At 43.1% G+C, this 22,876-nt stretch carries 21 protein-coding genes and 2 pseudogenes; 3 read left to right on the top strand and 20 right to left on the bottom strand.

Annotated elements, in window-relative coordinates:
* Positions 1-2: 2 nt before the first annotated feature.
* From AACM02_RS04425 to AACM02_RS04385, 9 genes and pseudogenes are all read right to left on the bottom strand, one after another.
* Positions 3-587 (bottom strand): hypothetical protein, encoded by a 585-nt coding sequence (locus AACM02_RS04425; RefSeq protein WP_339116177.1) that lies wholly within the window; start codon positions 585-587, stop codon positions 3-5.
* Entirely contained in the window at positions 588-1,286 is a 699-nt protein-coding gene (locus AACM02_RS04420; RefSeq protein ID WP_339116176.1) for a hypothetical protein, read from the bottom strand. It abuts the gene before it with no gap.
* Between the two features lie 4 nt (positions 1,287-1,290).
* Complete coding sequence (locus AACM02_RS04415) at positions 1,291-2,166, bottom strand: DUF2589 domain-containing protein (protein WP_332456622.1); 876 nt, start codon at positions 2,164-2,166, stop codon at positions 1,291-1,293.
* Between the two features lie 239 nt (positions 2,167-2,405).
* Positions 2,406-5,279, bottom strand: coding sequence for an ATP-binding protein (locus AACM02_RS04410; protein WP_339116175.1), 2,874 nt, complete (start codon positions 5,277-5,279; stop codon positions 2,406-2,408).
* A 116-nt stretch (positions 5,280-5,395) separates the two neighbouring features.
* Complete coding sequence (gene rplI / locus AACM02_RS04405) at positions 5,396-5,839, bottom strand: 50S ribosomal protein L9 (protein WP_339116174.1); 444 nt, start codon at positions 5,837-5,839, stop codon at positions 5,396-5,398.
* Between the two features lie 18 nt (positions 5,840-5,857).
* Positions 5,858-6,124, bottom strand: a complete 267-nt coding sequence (gene rpsR, locus AACM02_RS04400; protein WP_071136196.1) for a 30S ribosomal protein S18 — start codon at positions 6,122-6,124, stop codon at positions 5,858-5,860.
* A gap of 96 nt (positions 6,125-6,220) precedes the next feature.
* A pseudogene (gene rpsF / locus AACM02_RS04395) lies at positions 6,221-6,544 on the bottom strand (30S ribosomal protein S6); the annotation flags it as partial.
* 218 nt (positions 6,545-6,762) lie between these two features.
* Positions 6,763-7,170: an ecotin family protein gene (locus AACM02_RS04390; protein ID WP_339117430.1), complete on the bottom strand. Its 408-nt coding sequence runs from the start codon at positions 7,168-7,170 to the stop codon at positions 6,763-6,765.
* Between the two features lie 21 nt (positions 7,171-7,191).
* Positions 7,192-7,548 (bottom strand): annotated as a pseudogene (locus tag AACM02_RS04385) (ecotin family protein); the annotation flags it as partial.
* Between the two features lie 220 nt (positions 7,549-7,768).
* Here AACM02_RS04385 and AACM02_RS04380 point away from each other — a divergent pair.
* Positions 7,769-9,037, top strand: coding sequence for a peptidase U32 family protein (locus AACM02_RS04380; RefSeq protein WP_332457105.1), 1,269 nt, complete (start codon positions 7,769-7,771; stop codon positions 9,035-9,037).
* Here the strand turns inward: AACM02_RS04380 and AACM02_RS04375 are convergent.
* The 11 genes from AACM02_RS04375 to AACM02_RS04325 all read right to left on the bottom strand — a co-directional run bounded on the left by AACM02_RS04375 (position 9,034) and on the right by AACM02_RS04325 (position 20,421).
* A complete protein-coding gene (locus AACM02_RS04375) occupies positions 9,034-9,399 on the bottom strand; it encodes a DCC1-like thiol-disulfide oxidoreductase family protein (RefSeq protein WP_332457106.1) in 366 nt (121 codons plus the stop codon). The genes AACM02_RS04380 and AACM02_RS04375 overlap by 4 nt on opposite strands.
* Complete coding sequence (locus AACM02_RS04370) at positions 9,396-9,932, bottom strand: RNA methyltransferase (protein WP_332457176.1); 537 nt, start codon at positions 9,930-9,932, stop codon at positions 9,396-9,398. The genes AACM02_RS04375 and AACM02_RS04370 overlap by 4 nt, the downstream gene beginning before the upstream one ends.
* 41 nt (positions 9,933-9,973) lie before the next feature.
* Positions 9,974-10,711: a glycosyltransferase family 2 protein gene (locus tag AACM02_RS04365; protein ID WP_339116173.1), complete on the bottom strand. Its 738-nt coding sequence runs from the start codon at positions 10,709-10,711 to the stop codon at positions 9,974-9,976.
* Positions 10,708-11,433: a bifunctional 2-polyprenyl-6-hydroxyphenol methylase/3-demethylubiquinol 3-O-methyltransferase UbiG gene (locus AACM02_RS04360; protein WP_214025305.1), complete on the bottom strand. Its 726-nt coding sequence runs from the start codon at positions 11,431-11,433 to the stop codon at positions 10,708-10,710. The genes AACM02_RS04365 and AACM02_RS04360 overlap by 4 nt, the downstream gene beginning before the upstream one ends.
* Positions 11,414-12,646, bottom strand: coding sequence for a glycosyltransferase family 4 protein (locus AACM02_RS04355; protein ID WP_339116172.1), 1,233 nt, complete (start codon positions 12,644-12,646; stop codon positions 11,414-11,416). Before AACM02_RS04355 ends, AACM02_RS04360 begins: the two co-directional genes overlap by 20 nt.
* Entirely contained in the window at positions 12,643-13,803 is a 1,161-nt protein-coding gene (gene wecB / locus AACM02_RS04350) for a non-hydrolyzing UDP-N-acetylglucosamine 2-epimerase (protein ID WP_332457108.1), read from the bottom strand. The genes AACM02_RS04355 and wecB overlap by 4 nt, the downstream gene beginning before the upstream one ends.
* A 4-nt stretch (positions 13,804-13,807) precedes the next feature.
* Entirely contained in the window at positions 13,808-15,013 is a 1,206-nt protein-coding gene (gene wecC, locus AACM02_RS04345; RefSeq protein ID WP_339116171.1) for a UDP-N-acetyl-D-mannosamine dehydrogenase, read from the bottom strand.
* A gap of 101 nt (positions 15,014-15,114) precedes the next feature.
* Positions 15,115-16,323 carry a glycosyltransferase family 4 protein gene (locus AACM02_RS04340; protein WP_214025022.1) on the bottom strand — a complete coding sequence of 403 codons (1,209 nt, stop codon included), beginning with the start codon at positions 16,321-16,323 and terminating at the stop codon, positions 15,115-15,117.
* Between the two features lie 12 nt (positions 16,324-16,335).
* The gene (locus AACM02_RS04335; protein WP_214025021.1) at positions 16,336-17,163 is read right to left on the bottom strand and encodes an MBL fold metallo-hydrolase; all 828 of its coding nucleotides are present in this window, start codon (positions 17,161-17,163) and stop codon (positions 16,336-16,338) included.
* Positions 17,164-17,224: 61 nt separating this feature from the next.
* Positions 17,225-19,366 (bottom strand): S9 family peptidase, encoded by a 2,142-nt coding sequence (locus AACM02_RS04330; RefSeq protein ID WP_332457111.1) that lies wholly within the window; start codon positions 19,364-19,366, stop codon positions 17,225-17,227.
* 104 nt (positions 19,367-19,470) lie between these two features.
* Positions 19,471-20,421 (bottom strand): nitronate monooxygenase family protein, encoded by a 951-nt coding sequence (locus AACM02_RS04325; RefSeq protein WP_339116170.1) that lies wholly within the window; start codon positions 20,419-20,421, stop codon positions 19,471-19,473.
* A gap of 133 nt (positions 20,422-20,554) precedes the next feature.
* On the opposite strand from AACM02_RS04325, the gene purD reads away from it, so the two are divergent.
* Complete coding sequence (gene purD, locus AACM02_RS04320; RefSeq protein WP_332457113.1) at positions 20,555-21,826, top strand: phosphoribosylamine--glycine ligase; 1,272 nt, start codon at positions 20,555-20,557, stop codon at positions 21,824-21,826.
* A 41-nt stretch (positions 21,827-21,867) separates the two neighbouring features.
* Positions 21,868-22,854 carry a hypothetical protein gene (locus AACM02_RS04315; RefSeq protein ID WP_339116169.1) on the top strand — a complete coding sequence of 329 codons (987 nt, stop codon included), beginning with the start codon at positions 21,868-21,870 and terminating at the stop codon, positions 22,852-22,854.
* Positions 22,855-22,876 lie beyond the last annotated feature (22 nt).

Genomic DNA, 22,876 nt, shown 5'->3' with positions numbered 1-22,876 from the left:
TTTCATTGAGTAGTGATTTTGTAAACAACTTTTTCGACAAGCAAGTAAATATCTTCCGGTATTAAATTCGTGAGTAGTTTTTTGTTTATTACGGAAATAGTTCCGTTTTGAGAAAGCAGATAGCTCCAGTAAACCTCGATCTTGGGAATAGTGTCCAGATCTTTCAGCTTTTCGTCCGATAAGACTCCTTGTTGACAAAGGTTAAGAATTAAGTTGGAGAGAATTTCTTCACCCTCATCGAGTTTTGTGATTTCTTTTTTGTAAACCTCCTGCAACAACCGGTCAAGACTCTCGATTCCGTTGTAAGAAAACCCCCACAACAATTCTCCTTTCCCGGAACTTATCTTTTCCATTTTGGAGGGATCAAAACCTCTTTTTACCGTTAGGAGCATGTTCCTTATCCTAAGAGCTTCCGATTCTTTAGAGCTTTCTCCTCTGTTTTCAAAATAATCGGATAATCTAGTCAGGAAAGCGTTTAACCGATGCTCAAAATCGAATGATTTTCCGGCAAATAACTTTTGGACCTGATTAAACTCCGCAAAAAAATCGTCGATAACCCTGACTTTGTTATGGATAAATTCTTTCATCTATTCAAAAATGATTTCTTCGATTGTTTGGCCATTTTTATCCGTAAACGTTTTAATTCGCAGCCCCTCTTCTTCCATCTCAATATGAAGATTAATAAACAACTTGTCCTTGTCTTCCGTCCCGGAGGTATTCGGGTCGATATAGATATCGTTCAACTTGGTAGATACCAACGAATAACTATTGGCTATAGCTTCTGACAATATTCTTTTCATTTCCAGACCCTCCGTCACAGCGGTGACATCCTGAGGCCTGAACACACCAAGGCTCAACGATTTGATTTGAGGGGAAACATCTAGTTTTTTTACTTCGTCGCCGATATTTCTAACCAGTTTTTGATCCTTTTTCTCAAGCGTTTTAAAGAGTTGTTTAAATTCGGGATTTTGTATCTGCTCTCTCGTAACAGGAGAAATGTTCAGTTGCTTTTCTTTATTTACAGCCTCAATTCGTTCATTTAAATCATTCAGGAACTTCTCGTCATCGAGCTTGAAGTTGTATTTCGACTGAGCACTTATATCACTCACTTTCAATGGTATGTCCATTTTTATAGCTGGAAAAGCAAATCTCGGAGCCTTAAAAAACTTCAGGTATTCGTGGTTGGCGTACTCTTTGGCCACAAGAACTGACTTTTCATCTGCTTTTTTACGAGCCTGGATTATCTCGCTGTAGAGATAATCCAGGTAGTCTGAAAGTTTAATCATGATCTTAGTTTGTTGAACCCAATAAACCCAGTACTTTTTCCAGACCGGCCGGCATTTCATCGTTGGTTGCCCTGACCTTGACGCCTAAAGAATATTCTTTTTCAACCTTAATACCTGTACTTGACGATCTTTTGTAGGAAACATCCACTTTGAATTTTACCGGCCCCCAACCGCCAGAAGCTCCGGCATTGATACCAAATTCACTGCTTACGTTTTTCGTGTAGGTAGAGTTAAGCTTAACGTTGAAGTCCACCTCGCACGATTCAATCCGGAAACTCGGTACATTGAGTAAGGCGATAAACGGTACATTTATTTCTGAATCTTGTTGAATTGTCGGAGAGGTAGTACCCGGATTTGCAGGATCATATTCAGGATTAGGAACATTTTTCTTGTACTTGAACTCCGCCATCCTAAGTTTTTTTGTACCGGATGTGTCTGTCTCAAATCCCACCTCGTTAATGAAGCTCACGGTGCTTATCGATGCGTTCGATTGCGCTTTTACGCAAGCATCCAACGGTCCACCAATAATTGTTGCGAAATCAATACTCCCTAGCTCTGCGGCAAAATCTGCACTGGCAGCATCTGAGGTAATAAAAATCTTATCGTCTTCAGCCATTTGTCCGAAGATTAATTTTAACGCATCGGATGAAGCTCTGGCGACAGAGCTCTCCCATTTCTGGTCGTATCCGGTTTTAAAATTGTCGATAATGTCTATAATTTCTTTTTTTGTAAGTCCCTGCAATTCAGAAGGATCAATCCCGCTAATCTGTTCGTATACCGAAGGGGATAGTACATCTTCCAGCCCCGCAAGCATCTCAATCAGTTCACTTTTTGTTTTTTTACTGTAGTCTTGTTCCAAGACCGATTTTAAAGTTTTCATCGTGCATTAATTTTAATAATAAAAACAATAGAATTTATTTGCGATAAAGATTCAAGCCGTACAATCTGCTGACTTATCGTTGATAAAATTAAGGGTGGATTTGAAAAAAAATTAGGACAATTCTGACAAAAATTTGGACATTTTGAACATTAACTTCTTTTGATTTGTACTAAAACGACGTAGCAAAAAACATAATAAGCTTAATGTAAACATGTTAACATCATTAAAAAAAACAAAAGTTATTGAGGCAGATTTCGATAGGCTGTTGGAGTAACTCCTGTAATTTTCTTGAATATTCGGGAAAAATAAGACACATCAAGAAAGCCACATGCTTCAGCCACTTCCCCAATGTTTTTGTCACGCTTGGCCAGTAACTTTTTGGAGTAGTCAATTTTCACATGAAGAATATAAGCGGAAGAAGAAAATCCCGAAATAGCGTTCACTTTTCGGTTAAGCTGCGAAGGACTAATATTCAATGAGTCAGCTATTTGTTGTGGACCCAGATTGGGATTGGATATTTTTTTGAAAATTAAATTAGTAACATTATGAAGAAAAATCATATTGGCATCCATAGGTTCTTTTGAACCTTCCTCCAATACTGCCTTCATATACTTTACTTTCATGACCTTAATAAATTCCAGCAGGTTTGAAATTCTGATCAAGAGTTCCTCGGGCTGAAAAGGTTTTCTGATATACACATCTGCACCGCACTTAAGTCCGGTCAGCATATCTTCGGAAGTAGTCTTTGCCGTGATCACAATAACCGGAATATGATTTAAAATTGTTGAAGATTTCACTTCTTTACATAAGGTCAATCCATCTTTACGAGGCATCATCGCATCAGTTATGATGATATCGGGTATCAGCCTGAGGGCTTTTTCCATACCGTCTACACCGTCAACGGCTGCAATGACGTTATACTCGTCTTTTAAAAGTGATTGAACATAAAAGAGGACATCCGGGTTGTCTTCTACCAGTAAAATGGAGGGTTTGCCATCCACGTGAGGCACCTCTTCCTCAAATACTGATTGGCATGCTTTTGATTCATCTTTCCAATCTACAGAAAAACTTGTATTATAAGGTGAATCACTGCCTGGTTCCCATTTCTCGATATTCACTTTCTCGTTTGTTCTTAACGGAAGTGTAACGGTAAACTCCGAGCCTTTGTTAAGCTGGCTCTTCACCTCTATGGTTCCATTCATATGCTCTACCAGCTGTTTGGTAAAAGCCAGTCCAATCCCACTGCCCTGCTTATCTCCCGAATTAGGCACCTGATAAAAAAGATCGAATATTCTTTCGAAATCATCTTCGCTTATACCCACACCATTATCAGTCACTTTTAATTTCACATCCTTCTCATCGGCCGTAATTAAAACACTAACCAATCCGTGATTTGAGGTATATTTAATAGCATTGGAAAGTAAATTCTGAAAAATGTCGGTTATATAGTTAGGCACAAAATCCATCTCAATAAGTGGACTTTGGGGATAGAAAGAGATAAATATGTTCTTGTCGTTCGCAAATAAACGATACCGGTCAATCAATATCCCTATAAAAGTTACAATGTTACCGTTTTTCCATACCGGTTTATCCAGTCCGGAACTTATTTTAGTTATATCGAGCAGCTGATTTACCAGACGCAGCATCTGTTCACCTTGTTTCTCGATAGCAGAAAGGTAATACTTTTCTTCTTCAAGCGGGACTTTTTTGTTCTGCAGCTGCCTGCTGTGTCCAAGTATTATTGTTAAAGGTGTCCGGAATTCATGGGTGATATTGGTGAAGAAATTCGATTTAACCCTATCTATTTTTCGCAACGTTTTATTTTTCTTGGTACGTTGTAAAAAAGCGTACCACAACGTTACAGACAAGGATATCAATAACAATAATGCTGCAGCAGATGCCGTAAGTATAATTCTGGTCTCACGCACTTGCATCTCCCTTTCCCTGTTCAACTGATCAATAAACTTCAAATTTTTTTCGCGTTCATAATTGATGCGTATATCCGTTACCTGATTATTCTTCTGTATGCTAAGGATACTGTCCTGGTACATTACGCTTAACTTATTGTTTTCTAGCGCATCTCTGTATTTTCCGATCCGACTATAGTACATCTCGTACAAAGCATAGACTTCCGACAAATGTTCGGGAGATCTGATCTCCTCTGCAGTCTCTTTAGCTTTCTCGAGATACCTGAGTGCTTCATCAAAATTGTCCAACTTAAGATTGATCCTGGAAACGGCCAGGCAAGAGACAAGCCAATGCCACTTATCGTCCATTCCGTCCATTACAACATAAGCTTTCCGATACTCATCTTCTGCTTTTTGATATTCATTTTGATCTTCAAAAATTTCGCCAAAATGCGTATGACAAAGCCCGATCCCCAATTTTGATCCAATCAATTGGTTTTTAATCATAGAAAGATCGTAATAATAGAACGCCGAATCATACTGCTTCCTCATTTGGTAAATAGCTCCTAAATTGGCATAGTTTATGGCCTGACCGAGATTACTTTCGATGGTGACTTCTCCCTTGAGTGCTTCCCTGAATTTATTTTCGGCCTCGGTAAAATCGTTTATGGAAAGCGCGATGTTACCAATACCATTCAGGGCCATAACCCTGTTTTTTTGGTTCGCCTTATCGTTGACATCTTGAAAGCTCTCTGTAATCTGAAGGGCCTGATAGTGGTAGTCGGACGCTTCGGGAAGGACGCCGATCCTTCTCAGGTTGGTTCCAATATTGTTGTAAGCTTGTGCAATATAAATTGTATCCTTCAAGAGGAGGGCAGCATTTAACGATTGCTGATGATAGTCGATCGCATTGGAAAAGTCAGATTGTGCCCGATACCTGTTACCAAGCTCACAACTAGTGATATAAATACCGGCGTAGTTTTTGGATGCCGTAAAACTGTTCAGCAGGAGTAATACTGAGTCGGCAGGAAAGTTGCGTGAATATACTTTTTTCTCCAGACTGTCTTTAAATGCAGTGCTCTCAATTGTGGTGTTTCCCGTTCTTGTACACGAAACAACTGTCAAAAATAAAAAAACCACCGCCCTAACAGTTAGCTGAGTTAACTGCTGGCGGGAAACATGAACGTATTTTACCAATAAATTCATTATTTTCCGTGTCTCTTGGCGGTAAACAACAGATATCCGCATCGTTGCAAATGTAATAAAAAAAAGCTGATAAATACAAATTTTATCAGCTTTTAAAAAATATTATTCCTTGTATATTATTCTGCCACTACTTCAAATGGAATTTCCACAGACACTTCTTTGTGCAACTTGGCGACAGCCACGTAGTTCCCTACTTCTTTTACAGAATCTTTTATAACAATGGTTTTTCTTTCCACATCAAAACCCTTTTCCTTTAAGGCATCGGCAATCTGAATGTTGGTAACCGACCCGAAAATCGTTCCGGTGGAACTGGTTTTTGCTCCGATGGTAAGGGATACACCTTCCATCTTTTCGGCCAGAGCCATAGCTGCTGCTTTAATCTGTTCCAGCTTATGAGCCCGTTGTTTCAGGTTTTCCGCCAGCACTTTTTTCGAAGATTCGGTAGCAATGATGGCTTTTCCCTGTGGGATAAGATAATTGCGGGCATATCCTTTCTTTACGTTTACTATATCGTCTTTGTAGCCTAAATTAACTACATCTTCCTTTAAAATTACTTCCATAACTTTTCCTCCTTCTTTTTATTTCATTAAATCGGTTACGTACGGAAGCAATGCTATGTGACGTGCTCTCTTAACTGCTTGCGCGATACGACGTTGAAATTTAAGCGATGTACCTGTTATTCTGCGTGGAAGAATTTTCCCCTGCTCATTCAGGAACTTTTTCAAAAATTCGGGATCCTTGTAATCGATGTACTTGATTCCGTTCTTTTTGAAACGACAATACTTTTTCTTTTTAACATCCACCGATACGGGAGTCAAATATCTGATTTCTGATTGTTTAGCCATCTTTTAATCCTCCTTTTCCTCTAATTCAACTTTTTTTCCCGCCTTAACGGTTTCTTTAGCCGTATCCTGAATACGGGCTTCCTGCTTCTTGCCGCCTTTGTTGTTTCGTCTTTTCTCGGCGTATTCAAATGCAAAATGATCCTGCTTGATGGTTAAGAAACGAATCACACGCTCATCGCGACGGAAGTTTACCTCAAGTCTGGCAACCACTGACGGGTCGGCTTTGAATTCCAGAAACGTATAAAAGCCGGTTGTTTTTTTGTCGATGGGGTAAGCCAGCTTACGTAATCCCCAGTTTTCTTCGTTTACAATTTCAGCCCCTTGGTCCGTGAGGAGGTTCTTGAATTTTTCAACCGCTTCCTTCATCTGTACATCAGACAAAACGGGAGTCAAAATGAAAACGGTTTCGTAATTGTTCATACTAAAATGAATTAATTATTAATGATTTAAACCGAAAAATTATTTTTCGGACGGCAAAGATACAATAAAATACGCTAAAAACAAAGTCCTAAGCCCAATAAAAAAGATAAAAGACTGAAATTCGTACACTATTCGGATAAAGAAAACAGAGATAGTGACCGTCGTTTAACCGGACAAAACAACTTCTGGAATAATACATTCACGGAAAAAGCTACTTTCTATACGACACTTTCCCAAATCCGGTAGCGAAGTTCAAATCCTTTAGGAATAAAAATAATCAGGGGATCTGTTGTATACGGTATCCTTCTTGTTTCCCCGTAGATAAATTTCCCGGTCAGCTCCCTGTCTGGGCAACCCATCTGCGTAGACGCAATTTCACCGTCCGAATCAAAAATCATAAACATGTGGGGAGAAAAATTCATGTCTCCGGCATCTCCGAAAGTTACGTCGATAAGACGATGCCGATTGCAATCCACTTTTTTCGTGATACCTACAACAAGTTCTATTTTTGAATTTTCAGAGCCTGCTGGCAATTGTAATATATAACCGTCGTATTTGTCTTTAGTCAGGTCGAAAGGACGTTTTTCAAAGAGCTTATTTTCGGGATCGTGCTCAACCTGAATCATTTCGGCAACTTTCCACACGGTATGCTTCAATTCAATATCTTTTGGGAGATAAACAACCGTGGGTCTTAAACTGTTATAATCGACCAAAACCGGCATCCCACGAGCAAACTCGGTGTGCAGGCTGTCTGTTGCACATCCCAGCAACGTCTGCACCACTTCCCCTTCCGACCGTTAAATGTAGCGTAACACATCTTCATCGGCAAAAGAATCTTCTACAAACTCACCCTGTAAGCTATAATCGTTGCATTCATCCATTTGCATCGTCTTACCCGGGATTATCTCAACGATAAATTGAGATTCATCAGGCTTCCCGGGCACGGAAATGACATATTTTTGATAACCTTGTGGATGAGGATATTTTTTCAGGATTCCAGTCATCTCTATTGAATCCAACCGATCAGGATTGTCAGATGATGTCGATTTCCCTTGCGAACAGTTTGTAAGTAAAACCAAAAGTGTAAGTAAGAAAAGAAGGGAATAAAACTTTTTCATAATAGCTATTTTAGGGTTTTGTTATCTGTTAAACGTTTCCTTATTCAAATAGTTCTATGCCTATTGCGTAAAAAGTCGTATTTTTGTATCTCAAAAAATCACAGAGATGAAAAAAATTCACGATTACGAAATCATGTCACCGGCAGGTTCCTACGAATCACTGACAGCTGCCATTCAGGGAGGTGCTGATTCTATCTATTTTGGCATCGAGGGGCTGAACATGCGTGCCAAGTCGTCCAACAATTTCACCGTGGAAGACCTGCACAAAATTGCGGAGATCTGCAGGGAAAATAAAATAAAAAGTTACCTGACCGTCAATACCATTATTTATGACAACGACATGGAGCTGATGCGAAAAGTGGTGAATGCAGCCAGGGAAGCCAATTTATCAGCAATCATCGCAGCAGACGTGGCGGTGTTGATGTATGCCCGAAGCATTGGAGTGGAAGTACACTTGTCTACCCAGCTGAATATCACCAACACCGAATCGTTACGGTTTTACGCCCAGTTTGCCGATGTGGTGGTGTTGGCTCGCGAACTCAACCTCGATCAGGTAGCTTCCATTCACAAAGACATCGTCGAACAGCAGATAAAGGGCCCGTCGGGTGATCTGATACGCATAGAAATGTTCGCGCACGGTGCTTTATGTATGGCTGTTTCAGGCAAATGTTATCTAAGCTTACACGAAAAAAATCTGTCGGCAAACCGGGGAGCATGCAACCAGATTTGCCGCCGTGGATATATCGTAAAGGACAAGGACAGCGAAATCGAGCTGGAAATTGACAACGAGTACATCATGTCTCCCAAAGACCTCAAGACCATCCATTTCATGAACAAGATGATGGATGCGGGTGTCCGGGTCTTTAAAATTGAAGGCCGTGCCCGCGGCCCGGAGTACGTCCGGACAGTAACCTCGTGCTACAAAGAAGCGGCCCAGGCCTACTGCAACGATACGTTTTCGCAGGAAAAAATCGATACATGGAACGAAAAGCTGGCCACCGTCTTTAATCGCGGATTCTGGGACGGGTATTACCTCGGCCAACGGTTGGGTGAATGGACGCACCGGTACGGTTCAGGGGCAACAAAAAGAAAAGTTTATGTGGGCAAAGCCATTAAGCATTTCGGGAACATCGGCGTTACGGAATTTTTGGTAGAAGCCCAACCGGTTAAGGAAGGCGATGAGTTATTGATCACCGGACCGACCACCGGCGCGGTTTTTGTGACGGCAGAAGATATCCGAGTCCATTTGAGGCAAGTTTCCGAAGCAGTTAAAGGCGATCACTTCTCGATAAAAACGCCCGAGAAAATCCGCCCAAACGACCAGCTTTACAAAATGGTAAAGGCTGAACGCCGCGGGACAGCTCACGAACGTTAAATCCTCTCGCAGTCTTTTTGCCGGCAATGCAACGGAACTATATGCCTGTTTACAGCCAATTGTTTATACAAACAAGAGCCCAACCGGGTGATTTTCAATACCCAGAAAGCCGGAACAAGCAACCAGAACAGCGGAAGCCGGAGAATAGTCCGATACAGCGAATCGTATCCGTATTTCCATATCCCTTTGTGAACAGATGCCAATTGCTCTTCCGCCAAAGTCAGATTCAACCCGGGTGCAATTTTCGTATGCTCTTCATTACGTAACTCTCTGCATGAGATAAGATTAAACCAATCTAACTGACGGATCAGGTTCATCAACCGGGTGCAGTTTTTGCACCAATTATCGTAGTAAACAGTCATTCCGACAGTTGTTTGAAAAAATCCCAAATCACTATTCCCGCCGTAACCGAAACATTCAGTGAGTGCTTGGTACCGTACTGCGGAATTTCGATGCAGTTGTCCGAAGCATCAACAACTTCCTGTTGCACACCATGTACTTCATGTCCAAGGATAACGGCATATCTTCTCCGCCGGTCCAACGTCAGGGTTTCCAACGAAAGGCTGTTCCGGGTCTGCTCTATGGAAAAAACGGTATACCCGTTCGTTTTCAATTCTTTAATCGCCGAAATAGGTTCCGCGAAATACCTCCATTTCACCGAATCTTCAGCACCCAGTGCCGTTTTATGAATTTCGGCATCGGGCGGTGGGGCAGCAATGCCACAAAGGATAATCTCCTCCACCCGGAAAGCATCGCATGTGCGAAAAACCGAACCGATGTTGTGTCGGCTGCGCACATTGTCCAACACCACCACCAAGGGGATTTTGGGTGCTTCTCGAAATTCTTTAACACTTATTCTGTTGAGTTCCTCAACGTTGAGTTTTCTTCTGTACATCATCTCTGTTTCTCTCCCCATCACTTAAGAGAAAGGGGAGGTTATTTTTCAGGTTTTATTACGGCTCGCACTGCAAACCAAACATGGTGAAGGAAAGTTGATACCTGTCCGTAATGCTTCACCATGATCCGGTACCGCTCCTTGAGCGAAGCCTTCCGGTTGGCCGTAGTCATTCCCTCGTTCAGGTAATTAATAAGCGTCAGGTGTGTATTACGGATGTAGCGGGATTTTTTCATCATGCGGATGCACCAGTCCACATCCGCAGAAAAACGATAATTCAGGTCGTAAGGCTCAAAAATCGATTTCTTGACCATAAACGCCTGATGGCACACCAGCATTCCTTGCTTAAAACTTTTCCAGGAAAGGGTTTCGGGTGCACTTAGTCGACGCATAAACAAAAATTCCCCGTTATCACCGACAATAGCCGTTTCACCATACAAGATGTCAGGGGCCGAAGCGGGTTCGAAAGAATTCATCATGTTCTCTACTGTCTCCGGCAGAAAAAACATATCACCTGCATTTAAAAAGCAAAGATAGTCACCCGTAGCCATCGTTACGGCTTTATTCATTGCGTCGTACAACCCGTTGTCCGGCTCACTCTTCCATTTCAGTTTGGGATTCTCATACTGCTGGATCAACGCAAGGGTATTGTCTTTCGATTTTCCGTCCACAATAATATGTTCCACATACGGATACGTTTGTTCGCGAACACTTTTCAGCGTCCGTTCCAACGTTTTTCCTGCGTTGTAGGTAACGGTTATTACGGAAAGCGATTTCATTTGCGGGCGTAAACAACAATAAACGGCGAAAGGAACCGTCCCTTCACCGGAAAAAGTTTAACGGCATAACTCAACATTTTCACCCATTTTCGGATACGCTTATTTTTGGGTTTCGGCTCCAGCCAAAGCATAGGCTTCCCCAGGTATTCAATTTCAACCTCCTTTAAATCGAATTCCTGCATAATGCCTTTCAAACGTGGGATCTCCATCGATTTCAGGTTATGTGCTTCCAGATTTTCCCTATCCAACCATTGTTGTATTCTTCCGTTCAACCCGAGAAAATTAGGGACCAGCAGGAGTAAATGTCCGTTTTCCGAGAGCAAGTCCACGTGCCGTGCAATGACGTCGCGCGTGTCCTGAAAGTGTTCGATAAATCCCGATGAGAAGACTACATCGTATTTTTTTTCGGACGAAATTTCGAAAAAATCGCCATCAATACACCGGATGGTATGCTCCGGAAGATTATTGACCGCCTCAAACTTACGGACGATAGCAGTATTCATGTAAAAGTCGAGTACGGTAACATCCGGAATACCCTGCTTGTAAAAATACGCCGCAAAAATACCGGGAAAACCGCCGATTTCGATAAAACTTTTGGCTCCGCTGAGTTTCGGTATAAATTTTCCGAAAACCACGCTGCGAGGAATCTTGTCAAATTGATAGTCCGACCAGTATGCCTCCCAGTGCGACTGATCGGTAATATTATTGGGATTGTTCTGCATAAATCGTTAAATAGCGGTTGACAATTATTTCCTCTGCGTATTCCGACAATACTTTTTTTCGGGCATTTTCCGAAAGCTGCCGGAAGTCAGCTTCAAAAAGGATCCACTGCAAACCTTGGGTTAAGTCATCAGCGTCCTTATATTCGGCCACATATCCGTTTTTTCGGTGGTCAATCATTTCAGGGATTCCCCCGGTATTGAATCCAACACAAGGTGTACCGCATGACATAGCCTCCATAAGGGTATTCGGTAGGTTCTCCTGCAGTGAAGGTGTCACAAAAACATCGGCAGCATTATAAAGATCCGGCATTCTATCCGGGGCAACAAATCCGGTATTCACGGACAAGGCCGGCAGTTGCTGTGCAATTTCGTTCCCGTTTGTCCCGGCAATCAGAAACAGCACCTCTTTGTTGTTAAGTCGTTTGCCGGCTTCTATCAAGTAGTCCATCCCTTTTCGTTTGTCGGAAGCTTTAACCGCGGCAAACAAAATAATCCTTTTGTCCGCAGGTAAGCCCAGTTTTTGTTTTGCTTCCTCCTTATTTTTGGGAAAGTACCTTTGCGTATCGATGGGGTTTGGAATAGAAACTACCCGGCGTCCTGTTGTAAGTGGACTTTTTTCTGCTAGCCTTCCAAGCCACTGGCTGCAGGCCACAAATTCTATTTTTCCCTGATCGTATGCCGTCTGTTTTTTTCGAAAAATCCGGTGAGAAAGATCGTTCTCCAATGGAGCTTTCAAGTATGGACAATTTCCGCATGAATGATGAAAGCGTGCACACGGTCCGGCATGATGACAAATTCCGGTGAAGGGCCACATATCGTGCATCGTCCACACCACCTTTTTACCGCTGGCAAGGATCTCTCCGATTTCGCTGATCGATAACATCCCCTGATTGATCCAGTGTAGATGAATAATGTCAGCTCGCTTAAATTCGGGAAGCCGGGTAACGGAAATTCCGGTATTGGCGATGGAAACATCAAAAAGGTTCTCCCGCGATAACCGGTTTTGCAAAAATATTTGTCCGCGCTCCCCATAAAAATGCAGGTTATTTTGAATTTTGCCGCCTGCTTGCATAATATACTCATTGTCAGAACGTTTATCACGAACCAGCATCTTCGCCCTTACCCCCTTGGCACGGAGAGCATTCATCAACCGGAAAGCTGCAATGGCTGCCCCGCCGTGAATATCGGATGTGCTGATTATAAGTACGTTCATGCTATTTCCAACATTTTCTCAACGATACGTTCACATGCCTTGCCGTCACCGTATGGATTGGTTCTGGTTGACATAGAATAATAATAGCTATCGTCCGATAAAAGCCGGGAGGTTTCTGACACAATCAGGCTGTAGTTCGTTCCGACCAGCCTGACTGTCCCGGCCTCCAGTGCTTCGGGACGCTCCGTGGTATCCCGCATGACCAGAACCGGCTTACCTAAGCCTGGAGCTTCTTCCTGAATTCCTCCACTGTCGGTCAGGATCAACCTGCTCTTTTCCATGAGGTAGACAAAAGGCAGGTAATCCAGGGGTTCTATTAAATGGAGGTTTTCGTGCTTATCATCACTAAACACCTCACGAATGGTTTCGCGCACATTCGGATTAAGGTGCATTGGGTAAATGAAATGAGTTTCGGGGAACTTTTCCGATAACGTTTTTATTGCTTGGCAAATATGTGTAAATCCTTCACCAAAATTTTCCCTCCTGTGGCCGGTAATTAATACAAGTTGCGGGGTAAGGCTTCCGCCCATTTTTTCGGGCAACCCACTCCGGATTAGGGTTTCCTCGATCTCTTTCCGAAGGTTTTTATCGGTTTTTATTTTTTGAGTAACCCAGTACAGCGCATCAATAACCGTATTTCCTGTTACTGAAATACTGTTTTCTTTGATTCCCTCATCCAACAGGTTCTGCTTGCTTAAGGGAGTAGGTGCAAAATTGTATGTGGCTATCCGGCTTGTGATTTGACGGTTAATTTCTTCCGGCCAAGGGCTGTACATGTTGTGTGTTCTCAGCCCTGCTTCGACATGCGCTACCGGTATTTTCTGGTAAAAAGCAGCCAACGCGGTTACCGTGGAAGTGGCTGTGTCGCCATGTACAATCACCCAATCGGGTTGCGACTGCTTCAGCACATCCCTCATACCCGTTAATATGCTGGATGTTATGTCGTATAAGTCCTGATTGCTTTTCATAACATTCAAGTCATAATCGGGTCTTATTTCAAACAGACGAAGAACCTGATCTAACATTTGCCGGTGTTGCCCGGTTACACAAACAAGAACATGAAATTTATCGGGATATTTCTGAAACTCCCTAATCAACGGAGCCATTTTTATAGCCTCGGGACGGGTTCCAAAAACAAGCATTATTTTTTTTCGCATACCCTCATTTTTTAAAAACCCCACAGAAATCAAGGATCACCTTATCATCTCTGAAAATCAACTTCTTAAACTCCTTATGAGCTACCAGAAACGCAACTATATCGGCCGTGTCATACGCTTCCGCATAATCGGTAAGCTTAAAAACCTTATGCGTCTCTATATTGGGCTCAACGATTAAGAAATCAGCGTTGTTATGCCCTTGCATTACTTTCGAGACAATGTATTTGGCAGGTGACTCCCTCAAATCTTCGATGTTCGGCTTAAAAGAAAGCCCCATCAAAGCCACAACAGGTTCCCGGCCTTCGCGTAAATTGAAATCCTTCATCGTGGAAAGAATTTTCTCTGAACACCAAAAAGCTTTGTAATTGTTTATTTCACGGGCCTTTCCTATCAGTTGAGACTCAATCGGAAATTCTGAAGTGATGAAATAGGGATCCACGGCAATACAATGTCCTCCCACCCCACTTCCGGGTTGAAGAATGTTTACACGGGGATGTTTGTTGGCTAGCTCGATCAGTTCCCAGACATTGATATGGGCTTTCTCACATATGATGGAAAGCTCGTTAGCAAAAGCAATCTGCACATCGCGAGAAGCATTCTCTGTCAGTTTACACATTTCGGCAGTACGCGCATTTGTCTTGTACAGGGATCCTTTCACAAAATGGCTGTAGAAGCCGGCAGCTTTTTCCGAGGATCCTTCGTCGATACCTCCTATCACACGGTCGTTGTGAATTAATTCATAAACGGTATTTCCCGGCAATACTCTTTCAGGACAATAACTCAAATAGATTTTATCTTTTAACGCAGGCTTTTCGGAATAAATCAACTCTGCCATCTTTTCCGTGGTGCCCACAGGGCATGTTGACTCAATAATACACAAATCTCCTTCCTTCAAGTAAGGAAGAACGGTGGTGACAGCAGACTCCACGTACGAGACGTCGGGTTCATGATTTCCTTTAAACGGGGTGGGCACCACAATGACGTAAACATCACTTGCTTGCGGCTCAGTATATGCCTTAAGATTTCCGTTGGAAGTGACTTTTTTGCATATCTTATCCAATCCGGGTTCTGAGAAATGAACTTTCCCGGAATTCACACTTTTCACTACTTCGGGATTAATGTCTACACCGATTACTTCAATACCGTTATCAGCCGCGATTACAGCTGTCGGCAAACCTATATAACCCAATCCAATAAAACAAGCTTTCATATACTAATCCATTAATTCAACTACAAAAATAAGCGTAAAATTCCTAATAAAACGGTTAACGCCACATATATACCCATTTTCTTTGACGGGAGAAAGACAAATCAATTCGATAAAATAGTTTTGTAGGCATTTACATACCTATCGCTGACCGTATCCAGGTTGACCTTATTTTTGATGATTTCGAAGGAATGTTCTCCCATTTTTTTTCTTAAGCCGGGATCATTAAACAGCGCAATTATCTTTTCGGACAGATCTACGGCATCATTTTCCCGGAAAAAGAATCCGTTACTCCCTTCGTAAACCAGATCCCGCTCGGTACCGTCACATACCGAACATATTACCGGAAGGGAGAACGTCATGGCATCGTTGATGGACAACCCCCCCATTCCTGCCAAAACATAAACCGATGACGCCAAGAAGTATCTTCCTATCAATAAATTATCGTAAATCTCTCCGGTAAAAATAACTCGGCTGCCGATCTTCAAGTCACGGGCTTGTTTTTTCAGATTTTCCATTTCGGGGCCATCTCCTACGATCACCAGCTCCGCACCGGGGAAATGCGATAGTACTTTTGAAAAAGCGTCCATCAATAAATCCACCCTTTTCCATTTCACCAACCTTCCGATATGAATCATCCTGTGATCATTTTGAGGCAACAGAGGTTGTTCTTTGGACAGTTCTTGTCTGATCCGGAGCAATTCCTCGGAATTGTTTGAGTTGTAGGTAACAAACACCGACTTTTCGGATAGGTTATAAGTAGGCAAGATCTCTTTCCCTACAGACGAATAGACTACCGCACCATCAGCGTGTGAGTAACAGTATTTCCTGATTTCTGCAACGAGTTTCTGCCGTATGTGGAAAAACAACCCTTTATTCAGCAGGTTCATATCTTCATCGTATACAGGGTTTTCTTTGTAGAAGGAGCTGAGTTTTCCATAGGGTGGAACCTGAAAAGGGATTTCGCGCATCACAAATTTGGATTTGGTCTCCTTTAAAGCTTTCCTTAATTCAGGTTGAGTGAAATACTGCAAGAAAAAAGGCCAGCCTACGACAAAAATATCAGGCTTCTCTCTGTATATGATGGAAGGAAGTTCCCTGAAGCCGGTTTTGCCCAGCAGCGATTTTCTTTCTTCACTCGTTATAACCCTGTAATTTGCCACCTCCCGGCCAATCACCCTTACGCCTTTTCCAATCATTGTACTTTTTTTCGGAGGAACAACCACCACAACTTCCACTCCTTTATCAGCCAGCTTATTCAACAAAGCATTGGCATAAGGTGGAATTCCTCCAAAAACGTACAATACTTTCATTTACAGCGGAATTTAAAATTCAATTTTCGAAGACAACACATTCCGGCGGAAAACGCCTAAATTTATATTCACTCCCACCTCTATACCTTTGCCGACAAGTTCATTCTTCACCGTCTCATATGCCAGATCGGGACTGTTGTTATCACCGCTCAGGTGGCAAAGCCAGATATTCCGGAGATGAGGTGAACAGTTGTTTGCCAAAAACTCAGCAGTCTGCCGGTTGCTCAAGTGTCCCGTTCCGTTACTGATTCGCTGTTTAAGGAAATAGGGATACCTTCCGTTAAGAAGCATTTCTTCGTCGTAATTGCTTTCAATAACCAGGTGGTTAGCTTTTCCGGCGTAATAGGCTACATCATCGGTTATAGCCCCGATGTCGGTTGCCAGTGTAAGCTTGTGATTACCGAACTCAAAAAAATAACCGGCATTGTCGCTGCTGTCGTGCGGGACATCGAAAGCGGTAATCCTAAAATCTTCTATCTGAAACGACTCTCCCTTCTCTATAATTCGTTTAGTTGCACCGTTGATGGTGTTTTTAACAAGGGGACAGTTACGAATGCCCCGGTGTACCTTCTCTGTAGCATAGACCGGTATATTAAGTTTTTCGCTCAGGTACCCTGCTGATTTTATGTGGTCGTAATGGTCGTGTGTCACCAGAAGGGCGTAAATTGACGAAAAATCGATACCGTGATCACCCAATCTTTTTTTGATAATACGTGGCCCCAATCCAGCATCGATAAGCATCCCGTAGTGGCTGTTTCCCAGGTAATAACAATTACCGCAACTACCGCTGCCCAAACTGAAGAACGAGAATTTATCGGAAGAAAATAAGTTATGTTGCATATTCTAACGGACAAAGGTACGAACAATTTATGATTTTTGTGCGTAATCCGACCTACCTTCGCTACCGGCAAAAATCCTCAAAATAGCGTGTGATGTGTTCGTGCAGATGCACACGGTCCCGGCCTATCATGTTATGCTCGTGTCCGGGGTAGACGAAAAAGTCGGGATGCGTGCCTGCACCAATCGACGATTTCAAGAACTGCAAGCTGTGCTGCATCACCACTACCGGATCTTCGTCACCGTGAATGATAAGCAGCCTCGATTTCAGCCTACCAGCTTTGTTCAGCAAACTTGTCTTCGCGTAACCGTCCGGATTCTCCTGAGGCGTATCCATGTAACGTTCACCGTACATCACTTCGTAATATTTCCAATCGATCACAGGACCACCGGCAACGCCCACCTTAAATACCTCCGGGTAGCGCAGTAACATGTTAATTGTCATAAATCCGCCATAGCTCCAGCCGTGAACACCCAGCCGGCCGGCATCCACGTAAGGCAGTGATTTCAAGAATTCCACACCGCACATCTGGTCTTTGGCCTCCTCCACACCAAGCCTACGGTGAGTAACATCCTCGAAGGCTCGTCCTCGAAACGATGTACCCCGGTTATCCAACACAAAAACAAGGTATCCTTTCTGTGCCATATACGTTTCCCAACCGCCCGAACCGTATCTCCAGCGATTCTGCACCAATTGTGAATGCGGACCACCGTAAACATATATGGCCACAGGGTATTTCTTTGCCGCATCGAAGTTAGCGGGCTTTACCATCCGGTAAAATAAATCGGTTTTACCGTCGGCAGCTTTCAGGCTTCCTAGTTCAACACGAGGCATACTGATTCCGGCAAAAGGATTTAGAGCGGAGGTTAGTGTAACCGTTTTGGCGTTTTTCAAGTCGATAATATCAACTTTACCGGGATTATCGCTGGCTGAATAACGGCTGACCAGGTATCTTCCAGAATTGCTGACGGCAATGGTGTGCATGCCCGGAACATTGGTGAGTCGGTGGATGCTTCCGCTCTTTAAATTTACGCTGTAAGCATGCCTTTCTAAAGGGCTGGGCTGGGTTGAGACAAAAAACAGGTGTTGTCCTTTTCCGTCAAAACCGATAACATCCGTTACTTCCCAATCTCCCCGGGTGAGTTGTTTCAGTAATCGGCCCGACGTATCGTACAGGTACAGGTGGTTGAATCCGTCCCGTTCGCTTTGCCAGACAAATTGAGCGGGGTTGTTCCTCACAAACAAAACCGGATTTTCAGGCTCCACGTACTTCGGATGTGTTTCTTCAAAAAGTGTTTTATCAAAATCACCCGACCCTGCGTCGTACCGGTTCATCTTCAAGTGATTTTGTTCACGGTTAAGTTCGGCTACATATATAAATTTTTCGTCGGGACTCCAAACCACGTTTGTCAGGTACTTGTCCCTGGGTTCACCTGTTTTCAGGTAAACGGTTTGCCCGGTCTTTACGTTATAAACACCGATCGCCACTTCGTGACTGCTTTCTCCGGCCATCGGATACCGAATGCTTTTCTCCGTTGCGGTCCGGGCAGAGATATCCACAACCGGATAACTGGCAACCATGGTTTCATCCATCCGGTAAAACGCCAGTTTGTTTCCACCGGGTGACCAAAAGATTCCTCCTTTAATTCCGAACTCATCCCGGTGAACCGCCTGACCACAAACAATCCCCTTGTTTTCTTCCGAAGTGATTGCCGTCTCTTTACCTGTTCCGTCCGTTATATACAAGTTATTCTCTTTTGTATAGGCCAGATAAACATTGTCGGGAGAAAGTTCCTGGTTGGCACTGTTTTCGGGAAAATCAACAGACAAGATTACCTGTCTGGTTTTCAAGTCATACACACCCGTGCCCTTAGCCGATGAAAATACCAGGTTATCGCTGCCTTCCCTGTCAAAACTCACACGGGAAACAATTCCCCCGCCTTTTTCTTTTTTCCGGATTTCATCGAACCGGAAAACAAATTTTTTGTGGTTAGGATTCAACGGGTCGACCCGGAAGACGGAGTCGTCCCTGAGCATCATCAACTCATCGTCGTGCCATTGAAATTGTTCGCCTATTTGCGGATAATAACTGTAAAAGTTTTTTCCTCCCGGGATAAGTTCGTCCAACGTGAACAACTTGTTTTGTTGGGCAAACAGCAAGCTTGTGCAAACAGATAATAAAAGAAAAATAAAATATTTTCTCATAAATAATTTTACTTATAAACCCTTCCACACGAAGCCGGAACATCACTCCAGGTTTAACCCTTCCTGTATGCAGGCAAGTCAGCGGCAGTTGTGGGAGGATAAGATTAAAATACAATCCTGTTCAATTTTTCAACTGCCTCGTAATATTCTTTCATCATCCCTTCGACCACCTGCTCCGCAGGAACAACAGTATCTATCAGCGATGCAACTTGTCCAATTTCCAGTTCACCCTCCACCAGATCTCCTTCAAATATACCGCGTCTTGAACGACCGCGCCCCAGCAACGAGCGAAGTTCGTCAGCAGATGCACCCCTATCTTCCAATTCCTGTACCTGATGATAAAAATCATTTTTCACCAATCGGGTGGGACTGATTTTCTTCAGTGAAAGTATGGTGTCACCCTCTTTCAGAGAAATACACTTCTGCTTGAATGCATCACTGGCTGAGCTCTCCTCAGTAAGCGCAAAACGTGTACCCACCTGTACACCCTCGGCCCCAAGCGCAAAAACAGCGGCCATTCCTTCGCCTGTTGCTATTCCTCCGGCGGCAATAAGCGGCAAACCGGTGACTTTTCGCACCTGCGGAATAAGCGCTAGCGTGGTGGTTTCTTCTCGTCCGTTGTGCCCTCCAGCTTCAAAACCTTCTGCAACAACAGCATCCACACCCGCTTCAACGCATTTCAATGCAAATTTCGAACCGGATACCACGTGCGCGACGATAATGCCTTCGGCTTTCAGTTTTGCGGTCCACGTTTTTGGATTTCCTGCCGATGTGAAGACAATGGCTACTTTCTCATCCATCACGATTTGCATGATCTCTTCAATTTGTGGATACATCAGCGGGATATTTACTCCAAAAGGGTTACCGGTAGCCATCTTGCATTTTTTTATGTGATCACGCAACGTTTCAGGATGCATCGAACCTGCACCGATCAAGCCCAATCCCCCTGAATTACTTACTGCCGATGCCAATCGCCATCCACTACACCAAACCATTCCGGCCTGAATGATGGGATATCTTATGCCAAACAATTGGGTAATTTTGTTTTTTTCCATAATTCACGCAAAGGTAATTTTTTTTCAAAACGTTATCAAGAAAAGCTTTTAGAAGTTTATTGTTTAATTTAATTTTAGTAGTTTTGTACGTCCAACAGATGATTATTGGCGTAAATTTCTCTTCCAGTTGACTATGAACGTATTAATTCTTGGCTCCGGTGGGCGTGAACATGCTTTTGCCTGGCGTATGCGTAGCAGCAAGTACTTGAACAACTTGTTTATTGCGCCCGGAAATGCGGGGACTGCATCGTTGGGAACAAACGTTGCCATCTCTCCGACAGACTTTCAGGCGTTAAAATCGTTTTCTTTGGAAAACGATGTGGACATGATCGTGGTTGGGCCGGAGGATCCGCTTGTTCAGGGAATTTACGATTATTTTCGCAATGACGAGGACGTGTGCCACGTTGCCGTTATCGGTCCTTCCCAAAAGGGGGCCCAGCTGGAAGGGAGCAAGGATTTTGCCAAAGAATTCATGAGCCGACACAATATCCCCACGGCGCGATACAAAACGATCAGGCTAGAAAACATTGAAGAGGGAAATTATTTTCTGGAATCATTGCAGCCTCCTTATGTACTCAAAGCCGATGGGTTGGCAGCCGGAAAAGGGGTGCTCATCATTGACGATTTAAACGAGGCCAAACGCCTGCTTTGGGAAATGCTCAACGGGATGTTTGGTTCTGCAAGCGACAAAGTGGTTATCGAAGAGTTCTTAAAGGGGATTGAATGTTCGGTTTTTGTGCTGACCGACGGAAAGTCGTACAAAATCCTGCCTGTTGCCAAAGACTACAAACGTATTGGGGAGGGTGATACCGGGCTAAACACCGGGGGCATGGGTGCGGTTTCCCCTGTTCCTTTCGCTGATGCCAAGTTTATGGAAAAGGTGGAACAACGGATTGTTCTTCCCACTGTCAACGGAATTAAGGCAGAAAAGATCGACTACAAGGGTTTTATCTTCTTCGGGTTGATTAATATAGATGGTGAGCCGAAAGTGATTGAATACAATGTGCGGATGGGTGATCCTGAAACGGAGGTGGTATTGCCGCTTGTCAAGTCAGACATTCTGGACCTTTTTGTAAGTGTAGCCACCGAAACTCTGGATACAAAAACAGTGGAAATCGATAACAGGTACGCTGTTACCGTGATGATGGTTTCTGGGGGATATCCAGGCAGTTACGAAAAGGGGAAAACAATATCGGGAATTGAACAGATAAAGGATTCCATTGTTTTTCATGCCGGGACAACGTTAAAAAATGACGAACCCGTAACATCAGGCGGACGTGTCTTAGCTGTAACCTCATATGGGCATACAATGAATGAAGCGCTTGAAAATTCCTATAAAAATATCGAAAAAATCTCTTTCGAAAACAGCTATTTCAGAAAAGACATCGGCTTTGACTTAAGATAAAAATGAACACTTTGCTGGTTAGAAACTTCAAATCTTTTTTTGTGGAATCCAGATTCATTTCACTAGTTGTTTCTATTACCGTCATCGCGTTGCGTTTTCTGATGTTTTTGAAAAAGGGCTTACCTGATTTTCCGGCAAACAATACCGGCTTTATCTGGCCCTATATCGAACCTGTTTTTCTCGAAAATCCCCTTCTCTCGTTTTTAGCGAGCACATTCTGTGTTTTCATTATATCTTATCTTCTTTCCGAATTGAACGTCCGCTACGGTGTGATCCGCATGCGAACAGCGATGCCCTTTTATGTTCCGCTGATTCTATTTAGTGTCCATCCGTTTTTTCTGAGAATGACTCCCGATTTTCCGGGGCTCATCTTCGTTCTCTGGTCCCTTTTTCCGTTACTGGCATCGTATCAGTACCACCATTCCCACCGGTTTGCTTATCAGTTTAGTGCGTTGATAGCCATTGCCGGAATCTTTCAAATCCACGCGTTATTGTTTGTGCCCTTGTGGTTAATTGGGTTATCGGCGATGGGCAGAATAAACTTCCGATCTTTTATAGCATCTATTTTTGGAATAATACTGGTGTTTTGGATTGCTTTTGTGTTCTATGTCTTTGGGGATAACATCTCCGGCTTTATCGAACCTTTTAAAGGTTTCGCCGAGATCTACAACTTTACGCGGACGCCCGGTTTTTCTGTCCCGCAATGGGGTTTTATCGGGACAATGCTGCTTTTCTTGTTTTTCATTATTACCGCTGATAGCAAGCAGATTACAAGAGAGCGGAGCTTTACCAAAAAAGTATTGATTTTCAGTATTTCCGTAATACTGCTTTCCTTTCTTTTACAGATTTTGTACCTGACTCACACGTTCATCTGGATCTACATTATCATCGCATTTCTTTCCATCATTGTGGCGCATTTTTACGCCAACACCACATTCAGGCTGGAGATTTTATCATATTTCTTCGTTTTGATGCTGTTAGCTTTTTATTACTGCCTAAACCTTTTCACCGATTTATCACCATTCTAAGAAACGTCTTAAATCTTAAATT

This window comes from Petrimonas sp., from assembly GCF_963921705.1.
Taxonomy (GTDB): domain Bacteria; phylum Bacteroidota; class Bacteroidia; order Bacteroidales; family Dysgonomonadaceae; genus Petrimonas; species Petrimonas sulfuriphila.
Note: the sequence above shows the minus strand (reverse complement) of the source record. Positions and strands in the feature narration are given on the sequence as shown.

Excerpts from the sequence above, each read along its gene's own strand:
- AACM02_RS04425 (WP_339116177.1), bottom strand. The coding sequence starts at position 587 with ATGAAAGAATTTATCCATAACAAAGTCAGGGTTATCGACGATTTTTTT.
- AACM02_RS04420 (WP_339116176.1), bottom strand. The coding sequence starts at position 1,286 with ATGATTAAACTTTCAGACTACCTGGATTATCTCTACAGCGAGATAATC.
- AACM02_RS04415 (WP_332456622.1), bottom strand. The coding sequence starts at position 2,166 with ATGAAAACTTTAAAATCGGTCTTGGAACAAGACTACAGTAAAAAAACA.
- AACM02_RS04410 (WP_339116175.1), bottom strand. The coding sequence starts at position 5,279 with ATGAATTTATTGGTAAAATACGTTCATGTTTCCCGCCAGCAGTTAACT.
- rplI (WP_339116174.1), bottom strand. The coding sequence starts at position 5,839 with ATGGAAGTAATTTTAAAGGAAGATGTAGTTAATTTAGGCTACAAAGAC.
- rpsR (WP_071136196.1), bottom strand. The coding sequence starts at position 6,124 with ATGGCTAAACAATCAGAAATCAGATATTTGACTCCCGTATCGGTGGAT.
- AACM02_RS04390 (WP_339117430.1), bottom strand. The coding sequence starts at position 7,170 with ATGATTCAGGTTGAGCACGATCCCGAAAATAAGCTCTTTGAAAAACGT.
- AACM02_RS04380 (WP_332457105.1), top strand. The coding sequence starts at position 7,769 with ATGAAAAAAATTCACGATTACGAAATCATGTCACCGGCAGGTTCCTAC.
- AACM02_RS04375 (WP_332457106.1), bottom strand. The coding sequence starts at position 9,399 with ATGACTGTTTACTACGATAATTGGTGCAAAAACTGCACCCGGTTGATG.
- AACM02_RS04370 (WP_332457176.1), bottom strand. The coding sequence starts at position 9,932 with ATGTACAGAAGAAAACTCAACGTTGAGGAACTCAACAGAATAAGTGTT.
- AACM02_RS04365 (WP_339116173.1), bottom strand. The coding sequence starts at position 10,711 with ATGAAATCGCTTTCCGTAATAACCGTTACCTACAACGCAGGAAAAACG.
- AACM02_RS04360 (WP_214025305.1), bottom strand. The coding sequence starts at position 11,433 with ATGCAGAACAATCCCAATAATATTACCGATCAGTCGCACTGGGAGGCA.
- AACM02_RS04355 (WP_339116172.1), bottom strand. The coding sequence starts at position 12,646 with ATGAACGTACTTATAATCAGCACATCCGATATTCACGGCGGGGCAGCC.
- wecB (WP_332457108.1), bottom strand. The coding sequence starts at position 13,803 with ATGCGAAAAAAAATAATGCTTGTTTTTGGAACCCGTCCCGAGGCTATA.
- wecC (WP_339116171.1), bottom strand. The coding sequence starts at position 15,013 with ATGAAAGCTTGTTTTATTGGATTGGGTTATATAGGTTTGCCGACAGCT.
- AACM02_RS04340 (WP_214025022.1), bottom strand. The coding sequence starts at position 16,323 with ATGAAAGTATTGTACGTTTTTGGAGGAATTCCACCTTATGCCAATGCT.
- AACM02_RS04335 (WP_214025021.1), bottom strand. The coding sequence starts at position 17,163 with ATGCAACATAACTTATTTTCTTCCGATAAATTCTCGTTCTTCAGTTTG.
- AACM02_RS04330 (WP_332457111.1), bottom strand. The coding sequence starts at position 19,366 with ATGAGAAAATATTTTATTTTTCTTTTATTATCTGTTTGCACAAGCTTG.
- AACM02_RS04325 (WP_339116170.1), bottom strand. The coding sequence starts at position 20,421 with ATGGAAAAAAACAAAATTACCCAATTGTTTGGCATAAGATATCCCATC.
- purD (WP_332457113.1), top strand. The coding sequence starts at position 20,555 with ATGAACGTATTAATTCTTGGCTCCGGTGGGCGTGAACATGCTTTTGCC.